Consider the following 11,974-nt stretch of genomic DNA (forward strand, 5'->3'; position numbering starts at 1 on the left):
GGGAATGCCGGGGGGTGCTTGTTGACGAACGATAGGGCCCACCGGGTATCGGTCGTGTCGGTGCTGTGTTGATGGATGGTTGAAGTGCAGGCTATTCGTCGCTGCGTCGATTGAGCTCTTCAAGCCGCGCGCGGCTGACTGACTGGTGATTGCCGCAGGTTGGGCAACTGAGGGCAGCCGCACCGTCGAGATCGACAAGGCCATGGTTGGGAATGGCCCTGAACTGCCAGGAACACTTGATGCAGGAGCAATCGATTCGGGTGACCTGCAGCAGGGTGCCGTCTGCCCGCGTCACTCCCTCGACGCTGATTACGTAGAACTGTCCGATGTCACGCATGAAGATGAACGAAATCCCTGAATCCGTAGGGCGCCATCATGCTGTTTTGTGGGCCATCTGGGACAAAGGTGGCTTGGTTGAATTCTGAAGAGTTAAGAATTCGAGTGACGGTGCGGACTCGCAGCGGGACAGGTAATCCAACGCCGCGCGAGTGAGAGTTGGATACGACGACGTGAGCGCCTTCCGCAAGGTGTCCCAGGGCATTGTCGGCATGTCCCCGTCCGCATGCCGGGATCATTTCCGTATCCGGCGGCGTGCACAGGGGGAAGGCCGACGTCGGGGGGCGTGGTTGACGGGATGGTGTCGACCCATCGCCAGCATGCCGGTGTCACCGCGCGGGGTCGTCGACCACAGGCATGCTGGGCGTGCGGATGCTGATTCCGATCCCGACAGGAGATCGCATGATGCGCAGTGCTTGTACGTCCTTCGTTCTGGCTGCATCGCAATGCGTTCGGGCATTCGCGTCCGACGCTGGCGAATCACCCAGGTCAAGACGCCGGCGCCGATCATCGATGGCCTGCAGTACAAGCGCGCCTTCAACGTGGCCGGACCCTCACGGCCGAGGGTTACGGTGCCATCGAGTTTCTGGATGCACAGGGCAAGGTGATCCACACGCTGGCGCCAGAGGCCGAACTTCGCCGCTAGCGCGTGCACACCTCGAATCGAGGCTTACCCGCGCCGACCGCGCCCGTCGATGCTGTAGCGCCCGGCCCCGGTGCAGGCCAGCAGCAGGAACCCACCGGCCAGCCCCAGGTTCTTCAGGAACATGATCTGCTGGGTCTGGTCGGCGAAGTTGTGGTGGAAGATGAAAGCGGTGACCAGGGTGAAGCCCACCAGCACGATCGACACCAGCCGGGTCTGGAAGCCGAGCAGGATGCACAGACCACTGCCGATCTCGAAGGCGACCGTTGGCCACAGCAGGATGCCGGGCACGCCCATGGCTTCCATATAGGCCTGGGTGCCGCTGAGATCGCCGAGCTTGCCCAGCCCGGAGACCAGGAACAGCGCCATCAGCAGGATGCGCGCAAGCAGGTAGGCAAGCGAATGCGATGAGGTGCTCACAGGGATGTCCTCGGGGATGGCCGACGAAGGCGATCGGAGCCCACCCGCAGTGAAGCCCGTGTCTACGCGGGGGCGAGCCGCCTTGACAGGCGCCGCGCGGCAGTAGACCTTTCCAGCATGACGATCGATATTGAATCGCTCAGCCTGCGGGAGCTGGGCGCCTTGGTGGTTGCCGCTGAACAGCGGAAGCAGCTGATTTCCAACCGCCGTCCTGCCAGCGCGGTGCGGCGTATGCTGAAAGCCGCCGCGGCGGAAGCGGGATATACCCTCGAAGAACTCTTTGGCGATGAAGCCATCGAAGCGGGCGCACCCAGCCGGAAACCGGCACGGCGCAGAACCGGCAAAGTGGCCGCCAAATACCGAGACCCGGAATACAAGCGGCTGACCTGGTCCGGCCGCGGGCGCATGCCGCGTTGGCTCGCTTCCAGGATCCAGAAGGGCCACAAGGTCACCGACTTCCTGATTCCCGGGTTGGCGCGACCGACGGCGCGCAAGGGCAGCCCGATCGGCAAGCGCACGGTCTTCAAGAAGGATTGAACCTGCCACGCTGCTACCCTGCCGGGGTCTTTGAACGAAGGAGCGCGGGATGGCACACGATGCAGGCAGGACGATCACGCCCACGATGCTGTATACCGCCGCGGCCGCGGCCGTGCTGGTCAGCCTGCTGGCCTGGGCGGTGGAATGGAGCGGGATGGCCTATGTCTGCCCATATTGCCGCGTGCAGCGCACGGTCATCGGCGTGCTGGGCCTGCTGGCGCTGTTCGCGCGCCCGGGCGGCATCGTGGTGCCCTGGCTGTCGTACAGCGCGGGCGCCTTCGCGTTCGTGGTGGCGGCGATGCAGCACTTCAACGGTTGGAAGCGCATTTCCGCCGGCGACTTCAGTTTCAACGAACAGTGGTACATCGATCCGTGGCTGCTGTCGGGCTGCGCGATGCTGGTCCTGGTGGCGCAGCTGATGCTGGTGCAGGCCGCCTGCCGGCGCAGGTTGCACTGACAGTGTCGTCGCTGCGGGAGAAGTGCCGGGTATGGCAAGCGCTCTCAATCCTTCAAAGCGGTAGTGACATCGCGTGTGGCGCGCGATGCTCACGAAGTGTCTTTCATATTTGTGAAATTCCACGTACCTTGTCTGGACTCACTTGATTTCAGGGATATGAAGCAGTGGCAGGAAAGAACGTGGCTACATGGATTGGTGCGTCGGCTTTGATCGCGATGGCGTGGTTGGGTGGAGCAGGGGAGGCGCATGCCCAGCAGGTCGTGGCTCGAGACTGCGATGGTTGCAGTTACCCGCAGATGCAGGGAATGGCGGAGTCGTTCGCGCACGGCATGAGCATGCCGTCGCACAGGATCCTCTACATACTGAATCCATCGGGCAACATGGCACGAAAGTTCAGCGTCATGCGTGATCGTGAAGGCGGCATCCGTTGCGACAAAATGGAACCCGGCGCGATGGATTGCGAACCCTTCGTCATCATCGACGAGCTCCCGGTCGAGCAACCGGCGATCAACTATCTTCAGTTCAAGCGCATAGTCGCTCAATCGGTGATCAGCCTGTCTGAGCCCGGCTACCCGACCAATGTGTACGATGACATCCAGAATCCGCAGAGAAGGGATGCGGTCAGCCAGCATCTGGGGCAGCGTTTCGAGACTTACATCTACCTGGCTTCCGGCGCGTACTCGCTTGGCATCGATGTCTGGGCGCCGCAGAAGATCCGCTATGCTGACGGGTCTACCGCTTCCTACAACTACAGCATGATCAACCGTCGCTGGGAGCCCAACGCCCTCCTTTACAAGGACAGGTTCGGTAACTCCATTCCGCTTAGCGTTACACAGTTGAGCGAGGGGCGAGGCGGCGTTACGCATCGCTTCGAATTCCCGAATGGGAATGCCACCGATATGGGAAGCTTCGTCAATGCGCTCAACAACATCGGTGTCCCGGTGACGGGGGCGGGCAATCAGTCTGTCACCTGCACCAGCACGATCAGGCTGACCGAGGTCAAGGTGACCTGCAACCGGAACTGATGAGGAATAGATCGATGCGAGTTTCACCAGGCCTGGGTTCCACGGTCATATTCGGTACTTCCTTTGTGGGAGCACTGCTATGCGGGTTCGTGTTTCCATCCATGTCGGCAGGTTCCCCGGAGCTGACCCCTTGGATGTTCAACGGCCTGCTGGCGTGCGGCGCGGTTGCGCTTTTTAGTGCTCCCTTTGGCTGGCGGGGTTACCTGAACTGGAGATCGCGTCGATTGAAGTAACGCATGGGGCCTGCGTGACTGCTGGCCCCTTGTTGCCTGGGAGGAGGCGCAGCGCTAGGCGTCCTGGAAAACCGCCAGCTGCGCAGCAAACGCACGCTGGTAGGCCGGCCGCTGCGTGGCCCGGGCCACATAGGTGGCGACCTGTGGGTACTGGTCGAGCAGGCCGCTGCTCTTCAGGCGCAGCAGCACCGAGACCATCATCAGGTCGCCCACGCTGAATTCGCCGTCCAGCCACGTTGTCCTGGCCAACCACGTCGATAGTTGGGCCAGCCGCGTCCGGACCCGCTCATCGAGCATTGGCAGCCGTTGCGCGTACCAGGGTTGCTCGCGCTCAAGCACCCAGGCCATGGAGCGCTCGACGATGGGGGGCTCCACCGTGTTCAGCGCAGCGAACACCCACATGATCGCGCGCATGCGGGCGTCCGGATCGCGCGGCAGCAGGCCGGGGTGCTGTTCGGCCAGGTGCAGGGCGATGGCGCCGGATTCGAACAGGGTCCGGTCGCCCTCCTGCCACGTGGGAATCTGCCCGAACGGATTCCGTGCCAGGTGCGCGGGCTGCTTCAGCTCGGCGAAGCTGAGCAGTTGTACGTCATAGGCCACGGCCAGTTCCTCCAGCGCCCAGCGCACGCGCATGTCACGGGCCAGGCCCTGGCCGCGGTCGGGGGAGGTGGCGAAGGCGGTGAGGATCGGCGGCATTGGAGCGCTCCTGCAGGCCGATGGGCCTGCCTTTCCTGTTCCGACGAGCGACGGGGCGGGAAATCGACAGCCCTCGATGCGGGCCTTCACCCGGCCCGATGCTGCTCCCGATACTGATCGGGCGTGCACTGCGCGTGCCGCTTGAACATTTCGGCAAACGCGCTGACGCCTGAATAGCCCAGCTCCCCGGCGATGCGGCTGATCGGCTTGCGTGTGCACAGCGCCTCGGTGGCGCGCACGAACTTCACACGCCCACGCCGGCCGCCGAGTGACATGCCCAGTTCACTGCGCGCCATGCGCTCCAGCGTGCGCACGCTCATGTGAGGCCGCTGCGCGATCTCGGCCACGGATTCGGCCGTGCATTTGCCGCCTGCATCGTGCTGATGCAGCGCCGGAAGATTCCGCTGACGGTGCTGGAGTCACTGTTCCTGCAGGCCACGGCGGCGTCGCTGATCCTGCTGCCGGTGCAGCTGCCGGAGTGAACAACCTGACCGCGGTGGGCTGTTTCGGTTTCGCTGCGGTGTGTGCATCGATCCTTGCGCCCCTCAGCTGGATGACCGGTCTTTCGCGCTTGGGCGCGGCGCGCGTTTCGGGATTCTTCAACCTGGTGCCGATCGTGACCGCCGCACTGGCGGTGATGCTGCTGGGTGAGTCACTCAGCGGATGGGGTGCTGGGTGGCAGCCTGCTGGCGGTGTCGGGTGTGGTACTTGCTGAATATGCCGCCAAGCACGGGTGCGGAAGGCCGATGCGGCCCGATATTCCAGCAAGGTCTGCACGAAACGTGCACCTCACGTCGACGTTGTGCGATGCCGTTGCGCTTCAGTCTGGCAACCCCATTCCCCGCCCGCGCAGGAGCCCATCGATGAATACGCCTGGAAAGCCGAGACCCACCTGGAAGCAATGGCACGTGCTGCTGGTGATCCTGGCAATCGCGCTGCTGGTCACTCTGATCATCGTCACCGCACCGTGGTAACGCGTGCAACGCGCTCAGATTCCGTGAAAGCCGACGATGCTTGAAATGACGAAGTCAGCAGGTGTTTCGCATGGTGATGCGTGCATCAATTCGTGCTCACCTGGTTGGCACACGCGATTGCACACAGTTGGGTCGAAGGCAATGCAGATGCACTGCCATTCTCCACTGACTTTCGAGCACACAGGAGCGACGCCATGAGCACCCAGTCCACCATCGAACATCGCCTCAACGACCTGATCGAAATCGCCCGCGATGGCAAGTCGTTCTATGAAGAAGCGGCCACCAAGGTCAAGGATGCCGAGCTGTCGGCACTGTTCACCCGCATCGCTGGCGTCAAGGGCCGCATCGTGGCAGCGTTGAGCGGCTCAGTGGCCGCCAGCGGTGGCAAGCCGGCCGAACATGGCACCGTGGTCGGTTCGATGCAGCAGTTCTACGGCAAGGTTCGAGCCGCTTTCGGTGACACCAACTATGGCTACGTGGCTGAACTTGAAGAATCCGAGGACCGCCTGCTGGGCGCGTTCAAGGATGTGCTGCAGGACAACGAGCTGCCGCCGGCCGTGCGCCAGGAAGTGACCCAGCTGCTGCCGGAAGTGCAGGAGTGCCACAACGTCATGCGTGCGCGAAAGCAAGCAATGAAGGCCGCCTGACCGCAGCGGTCGGCCCAATCAGCGGGACTGGCAGCCGGGGCGGTTTACCGCCCCGGCTGTTGCATTTGCGGCCCGCGCCGATGGCCTTTGATCAGGCCGCGTCGTCGTTCAGCATGTAGCCCAGCCCACGCTTGGACTCGATGCTGACACTGGCCGAGCGCAGGGCACGGCGCAGGCGTGATACGTGCGGATCCAACACGGTGGTACCGCCGTCGGCGCCGGCCAGGTGCACGGCAGCACTCAGCACTTCATGGCGGACGATCCGGCCCTGGCGGGCGCAAAGGGCTTCCAGCAGCAGCAGCTGGCTGCGCGGCAGGCTCAGGGGCGCACCGCCTACCAATGCCATGCGGTTGGAAAAATCGAACGTGAAATTGCCGATTCTCAGAATGTGGCCGGCATCAGCGTCGAGGCGCCGGGTAATCGCGCGCAGCCGCGCGGCCAGTTCGTCGAACTCGAACGGCGTGGGCAGGTAGTCATCGGCACCGGCATCCAGGCAAGCGATGCAGTCTGCAGCGTGGTTGTGGCGCCCCAACAGCAGAATGGGCAGCCAGGTACGCAAGCCGCGCACGATCTGCACCAGCTTCAGTGAATCGCCTTCGGGCAGCCAGCGGTCGAGAATGAGGGCGCGGTACTCCACGGCCTGTACCGCGGCCTTGGCCAGTGACCAGGTTGCCACGAGGTCCACCAGCATGTTGCGGCTCTGCAATACGTTGCGAAGCGCCTGTGCAAGTTCGGCGTCGTCCATGGCCACGAGGATGCGCATGCTGCGTCTTTTCCTGATTGCTGGATCCGGCGGGCGTGCAGGCGCACTGCGTAGCGTCCGTCATGGTGGTGAGGTCGCAGCGGGGCCGAGCAATGGTCACGGCTGCAGCACGTGCTGCAGCTGGCTGATCATCCCCCCCCCGGGATGCCTGTCCTGGCATTGGCAGATGCAGGACGCGCAGCGCGGGCAGCGGACGGCTGCCTGCCAAGCGATCTCTACGTCGTATGGAGACCTGCCACGTGGCGGTGCATCACGCTGTGGCAGATGTCGAGGTGGTGGGCGCGCACCACCACCTCAGGCAAGCCGGAGAGGCTTAGCCGTTGCAGCAGTTGCTGTCGGAGCTGCTGCAGCTGTTGCCCAGGTTTTCCTGCTGGTTTTCGATCATCAGGCGCTGCAGATTCAGGACGCGATTCATATCAACTCTCCTTAGTCGTACATGGGATCGGGAGGCATGCGTGCCTCCCACGCGTTACGCAATGAAATGATTCACTGCGCGATTGCACCACGCAATCTCAAAGCCCTGTTGCAGTTGCTGAAGAACCCCGGTCTATACGTGGCGGATGGAAAATGGCATTGCCGATTGGAATGAGTCAAGTCAATTGTGGAATGAGAATCGCCTGCGCAATGTAGCGGCAAGGTACGGTGGCAATCATCGATCTGCAGGGACATTCCGGGCGGCTGCATTGCAGCGATAGCCGGCGGATTTCACGCCGTGCTTACGAATGAAGCAGGCAGGGAATCCGCATTCCGCATTTTGCGATGCCTGCAGGCTGGAGCGCCCGCAATGCATCCATCGCGCATGTGCGAGGCGTTGCGAGGCGTTCGCGGATGTGTGCACCGGGCAAACGAGCCGTGGAACCGACCAGGGAGAGACGATGTCAGCGCGTCAACGATCACTGCGTGAAGCACGCCACATGGACAAGGCCGCCTATGTGGGGGGCGACGAGCGGTTCTACGAATTGAGCTACAACCAGTACCGGCCCAGCGAAGATTTCCGCAGTATCGTTGAAGCGGAGATCGAGGCGGCCGGCATGGCGTGGACGATCCATCGCATCGGTGTCTGGTCGCACCTGGCGACGCATGGCGACCCGGTCGCCGGCAACCTGCCGCCGCAAGGCTGGAAGATCCACGTTTCAGCCACGCAGGAGAACTGCCAGCGGGTGCTGCGCACCGTCACCCGGATGGCCCTGGCCGAGCGCGTGAAGTTCAAGTTCGCCAATGACATGAACACGATGCGCATGATGAGCTCCAAGCGTTGGCCACGCGGTGGCTCGGGCAAGTTCATCACGCTCTATCCGCTGGACCTTGCGGTCTTCACGCGCTTCATCGAGCAGCTGCACGGGGCGCTGAAGGACGAAGATGGCTCGTACATCCTGTCCGATCGACGCTACAAGGACTGCCGCTGCCTGTATTACCGCTATGGCGGCATGCGCCAGGTGTACCGGCTTGATTTCATCGGCCAGAAGGTGCCGATGCTGGTCGCGCCCGACGGCAGCCATGTTCCCGACCTGCGCAATCCCTATTTCGAGGTGCCTGCCTGGGAAACCGACCCGTTCCCCAGCGAGGATGATCCCGGCGAGATGACGTTGAAGGAGGGCCGCTATCAGGTGCAGGCCGCGCTTGGGTTCTCCAACACGGGCGGGGTCTACCTGGCGTTGGATCAGGTCACCGGGGAGGAAGTGGTCATCAAGGAGGCGCGGCCCCATGTGGAAATGCACGGGGAAGGGTTCGACGCCACCAGCCGCCTGGCACGCGAACGACGCAATCTGGAACTGCTGGGCCCGGTGGGCGCCTCGCCGCGCTGCCTGGATGCATTCACCGATTGGGAAAACAGCTATCTGGTGGAAGAGCGCCTGGATGCATTCGATCTTCGCGAGCTGATGCTCAAGCATTCGCCGCTGATGAAGGCCCGTCCCAGCGCACGCGATGGTAGTGACTACTACGGCATGTGCGTGACCATCTTCACCGGTCTGCTTCGCGCGGTCGACCGCGCACACAAGGTGGGAGTGGTGATCGGTGACATCTCGCCGTCCAACATCATGGTCGACCGCAGCGACATGCGTGTGCGCCTGATCGATCTGGAGGCCGCGTTCCTGGACGGCAGCGATGAGTGGGATGACATCCACACGCCCGGATTCCGCCGGATCATGAAGGGGCGCAAGCGCGCCAGCTGTTTCAGGGATGACCGTTACGCGACCGCAGTGGTGATGTTCTACTGCCTGTTCCCGCTGATGGCCATGGCCTACATCCGTACCGACCTGTTCCAGAAGGTGCTGCCGGTGATGATGGAGGATATCGGCTGGCAACACACGCCAGTGGCCGAGGTCATCCAGGCGCTGGTGGACGACCGTATCGGCCTGGAAGAGGCCGCACAGCTGCTGCAGCAGCCGGCGACCCTGCAGGCGCCGTTCTCGTCGCCGCAGCGCCCGTTGCCGGCGCCGCGCCAGTGTATCCGGCGGCTGCTCGCGTTCATGGATGCACACAGCCGGCTGCAGCCGGAGCGGACGCTGTTCCCACTTGATCCGTTCTCGCACTCCACCAACACGATGAGCCTTGGTCTGGGGGCGACCGGTGTGATCCACGCCTTCCATGGGGTGGGTCATCAGCCGTCGCCGGCGGTGATGGAGCGCTATGCGCAGGAGCTGCAGGCCCTGGATCGCACATCGTTACCGCCGGGGTTCCTCACCGGCCTTGCCGGCATCGCCTGGTCGGCGCTGCTGCGTGGCGAGGTGGAACTGGCCCGCAGCCTGCTCGACAGCGCTGACAGCAGTGACCTGTTGCATGCGCATCACTCGCTGTATCACGGCATGGCGGGTATCGGAATGGCGCACCTGGCCATGCATCACGCGACCGGCCTGCCCGGGCATCTCGACAGGGCGCTGTCGCTGGCGCGGCGGCTTGCAGACACCGTCCACCACGGAGAGCGGGGTGCCTACTGGCAGGACGAAGGTGGCGTCCGCATCGGCATGGGTTACGGCCAGGCCGGCGTGGCGCTGTTCCTGCTGAGGCTGTCGCAGCTCAGTGGTGATCCGGCATGGCGCGTGCTTGGCGAGCAGGCACTGCGACACGATCTCTCCTACGGCTTCGAGCTGGAGACCGGGGTGACCACCTTTCCCAGCTCACCGGAAGAGGTCAACACCTATGAACCCTATCTGGAGCAGGGGACTGCGGGCATCGCCAAGGTCGCGATCCGTTACGGCCTGTGGCAGGACGTGAATCGGCTGGTGGATGACTTCCATCGCAAGTATTCCGGCTTCTGCGGTCTGTTGTATGGCCTGTCGGGCATGCTGGATGTGTTTGTCGACGCCCATCTCTACTCCGGTGACCCTAGGTACCTGCAGATGGCGGAGCGACCGTACCAGGGCATCGTCGATCTGTATCTGTTCGAGGAGGAGGAGGGAATGGCGGCGGTGCCGGGCGAGAATCTGTTCCGCATTTCCTTCGACCACGGTACCGGCATCGCCGGAGTGATCCGCGCCCTGCATCGGTACGACACGCTGGCGCCGGATGAGTTCTTCCTGGATGCACTCGATGTGCATGGCGCGGTGGTACGGGAAGTGGACGGAGCCGAGGTGGGGCAGGCGGCGATTGCATGAATGCGCGCCCGCACCCGGCCGGACAGCCACTTCAGCGCGAGCAGACCGCGCAGCGGCACAGTGTGCGCGCCATCCTCGCCAGCTTCGCGATCCTGCTCGGCCCCCTCCGCGGGCGCTACCTTGCGGTGGCCGCCACCACCGCGATGTTCGGCGGACTGGGCGGGCTGCTGCATCCGCTGCTGATCCGCGCGATCTTCGACGAGGCCGCCAGCCGGCAGGATTTCAATCGCTTCCTGCTGCTTACCGGTGCATATCTGCTGCTGTGCCTGGTGACCAACCTGGGCAACTACAGCTGCGCGCTGTGGCAGCAGCGCGTGGATAACCGCATCGTGGAGCGGATCGGGACCTCGTTGCTGACCGCCTACTATGGCCGCAGTTATGACGAGGTGGTGCAGAAGGGGGCTGGCTACTATGTGGCGCGGATCCGCTCGGACGTGAAGGATGGCGTGGTGCCGATGCTGTCGGTCGCACGCACCACCCTGACCCAGGCGGTGACATTCGTCGCCTTGATCGCAGCCCTGCTGATCATCTCCTGGCGTGCGTTCCTGGTGCTGATGGCCATCATCCCCATCGCCACCACGGTCAGCGTGCTGGTCGGCCGACGCATCCGCGAGCTGACCGTGGTGGAGCGTGACCGCGAGGCCGAACTGGTTTCTTTGCTGACCCGGGCCGTGTCTGCCTTCAAGATGGTCTGTACGTTCGGCCTGGGCCCCAGGACGGTGCAGGCCCATGACCGCAGCCTGCGCGAGGTGCTGGATTCGACCTACCAGCGCTTCAGGGTGGTGAGGACCCTGCAGGGTGCGAGCGACCTGACGATGGTGATCTCGGATGTCTGCTCGATCTTCGTCGGCGCACTGTTCGTGTTCCGCCAACAGATGACACTGGGTTCGTTCATCGCCTTCATGAACGCCTTCTGGCGCTCCGCCACGACGCTCATCGGCATCTTCAAGAACATTGCCGAGATGCACAGCCACGGTGTGGTGGTGGTGCGGGTGGCGGAGTTCATGACCGCGCCGGCAGCCGCGGCGTCGGCCACGCACATCGAGGGTGGTCTGCTGGCGACGTCGATCGGCTACGGGTACGGCGCCACTCCCGTGTTTTCGGATTTTACCCTGGCCCTTTCACCCGGTGAACGTGCACTGGTGATTGGCGACAATGGCAGCGGCAAGACGACCCTGGCCAACGTCCTGGCCGGGTACTTCCAGCCCGTCGCCGGCCAGCTGCTGCGACCGGCGCGTATCCGCGCCATCACGCTTCCTCTGCAGTTCCCTCCGCTGAAGGTGCGCGACCTCGGCGCCGATCCGGTGCTGCTGGCGCGACTGGGGATGGACGGCGACGGGATCGCCGACAGCCTGCCGGAAACCCTGTCGGCAGGGCAGCAGCAGAAGATCGCCCTGGCGATGGTGCTGGGCGAGGACGCCGACCTCTACATTCTTGATGAGCCGGTCGCCAACCTCGATACGGCCAGCCGCGAGATTGCGATGGACGCGATCTTCGCACGCAGCCATGGCCGCATGCTGGTGATGATCATGCACGGCGCCGAGGCCTACCGCGCCCGATTCGATCACGTACACGAACTTGGCAGGTCCATGTGGCAACCGGCACGGGTCACGCCCGTGCACGTCCGGGGAGAGGCATGACATGAAG

Annotated in this window: 12 protein-coding genes and 1 pseudogene; 7 read left to right on the plus strand and 6 right to left on the minus strand. The window is 63.6% G+C overall.

Annotation, left to right across the window (positions count from 1 at the left end; translation table 11 throughout):
• Positions 1-91: 91 nt before the first annotated feature.
• On the minus strand, positions 92-337 hold the full coding sequence (locus AC5P8R_RS00785; protein ID WP_014648541.1) for a hypothetical protein: 246 nt from the start codon (positions 335-337) through the stop codon (positions 92-94).
• Positions 338-1,006: 669 nt separating this feature from the next.
• Positions 1,007-1,399, minus strand: a complete 393-nt coding sequence (locus AC5P8R_RS00790; RefSeq protein ID WP_495222913.1) for a DoxX family protein — start codon at positions 1,397-1,399, stop codon at positions 1,007-1,009.
• Positions 1,400-1,516: 117 nt separating this feature from the next.
• On the opposite strand from AC5P8R_RS00790, the gene AC5P8R_RS00795 reads away from it, so the two are divergent.
• The 3 genes from AC5P8R_RS00795 (at position 1,517) to AC5P8R_RS00805 (ending at position 3,418) form a co-directional block, all read left to right on the plus strand.
• Positions 1,517-1,936: an H-NS histone family protein gene (locus tag AC5P8R_RS00795; protein WP_041863852.1), complete on the plus strand. Its 420-nt coding sequence runs from the start codon at positions 1,517-1,519 to the stop codon at positions 1,934-1,936.
• Between the two features lie 49 nt (positions 1,937-1,985).
• Positions 1,986-2,393, plus strand: a complete 408-nt coding sequence (locus AC5P8R_RS00800; protein WP_495222914.1) for a hypothetical protein — start codon at positions 1,986-1,988, stop codon at positions 2,391-2,393.
• Positions 2,394-2,572: 179 nt separating this feature from the next.
• Positions 2,573-3,418 carry a hypothetical protein gene (locus tag AC5P8R_RS00805; protein WP_169411464.1) on the plus strand — a complete coding sequence of 282 codons (846 nt, stop codon included), beginning with the start codon at positions 2,573-2,575 and terminating at the stop codon, positions 3,416-3,418.
• Between the two features lie 287 nt (positions 3,419-3,705).
• Here AC5P8R_RS00805 and AC5P8R_RS00810 read toward each other — a convergent pair whose 3' ends face one another.
• Together AC5P8R_RS00810 and AC5P8R_RS00815 are read right to left on the minus strand one after the other, a co-directional pair.
• Positions 3,706-4,347 carry a glutathione S-transferase family protein gene (locus AC5P8R_RS00810; RefSeq protein ID WP_478439802.1) on the minus strand — a complete coding sequence of 214 codons (642 nt, stop codon included), beginning with the start codon at positions 4,345-4,347 and terminating at the stop codon, positions 3,706-3,708.
• 86 nt (positions 4,348-4,433) lie between these two features.
• Positions 4,434-4,703 (minus strand): annotated as a pseudogene (locus tag AC5P8R_RS00815) (helix-turn-helix domain-containing protein); the annotation flags it as partial.
• 122 nt (positions 4,704-4,825) lie between these two features.
• On the opposite strand from AC5P8R_RS00815, the gene AC5P8R_RS00820 reads away from it, so the two are divergent.
• Both AC5P8R_RS00820 and AC5P8R_RS00825 read left to right on the plus strand, forming a co-directional pair.
• The gene (locus tag AC5P8R_RS00820) at positions 4,826-5,062 is read left to right on the plus strand and encodes an EamA family transporter (RefSeq protein WP_227864594.1); all 237 of its coding nucleotides are present in this window, start codon (positions 4,826-4,828) and stop codon (positions 5,060-5,062) included.
• Positions 5,063-5,515: 453 nt separating this feature from the next.
• Entirely contained in the window at positions 5,516-5,968 is a 453-nt protein-coding gene (locus AC5P8R_RS00825; protein WP_495222915.1) for a PA2169 family four-helix-bundle protein, read from the plus strand.
• Positions 5,969-6,059: 91 nt separating this feature from the next.
• Here the strand turns inward: AC5P8R_RS00825 and AC5P8R_RS00830 are convergent, their stop codons facing one another.
• Together AC5P8R_RS00830 and AC5P8R_RS00835 are read right to left on the minus strand one after the other, a co-directional pair.
• Positions 6,060-6,731, minus strand: a complete 672-nt coding sequence (locus tag AC5P8R_RS00830) for a response regulator transcription factor (RefSeq protein WP_032958333.1) — start codon at positions 6,729-6,731, stop codon at positions 6,060-6,062.
• A gap of 313 nt (positions 6,732-7,044) precedes the next feature.
• The gene (locus AC5P8R_RS00835) at positions 7,045-7,146 is read right to left on the minus strand and encodes a class III lanthipeptide (RefSeq protein ID WP_014038605.1); all 102 of its coding nucleotides are present in this window, start codon (positions 7,144-7,146) and stop codon (positions 7,045-7,047) included.
• A gap of 460 nt (positions 7,147-7,606) precedes the next feature.
• Between AC5P8R_RS00835 and lanKC the strand changes: the two genes are divergently transcribed.
• Both lanKC and AC5P8R_RS00845 read left to right on the plus strand, forming a co-directional pair.
• The gene (lanKC, locus tag AC5P8R_RS00840; protein ID WP_495222916.1) at positions 7,607-10,327 is read left to right on the plus strand and encodes a class III lanthionine synthetase LanKC; all 2,721 of its coding nucleotides are present in this window, start codon (positions 7,607-7,609) and stop codon (positions 10,325-10,327) included.
• Positions 10,324-11,967: an ABC transporter transmembrane domain-containing protein gene (locus tag AC5P8R_RS00845; RefSeq protein WP_014648531.1), complete on the plus strand. Its 1,644-nt coding sequence runs from the start codon at positions 10,324-10,326 to the stop codon at positions 11,965-11,967. The genes lanKC and AC5P8R_RS00845 overlap by 4 nt, the downstream gene beginning before the upstream one ends.
• The last annotated feature ends 7 nt before the right edge of the window (positions 11,968-11,974 follow it).

The sequence above is a fragment of the Stenotrophomonas sp. YJH_SMC_73 genome (assembly GCF_059370155.1).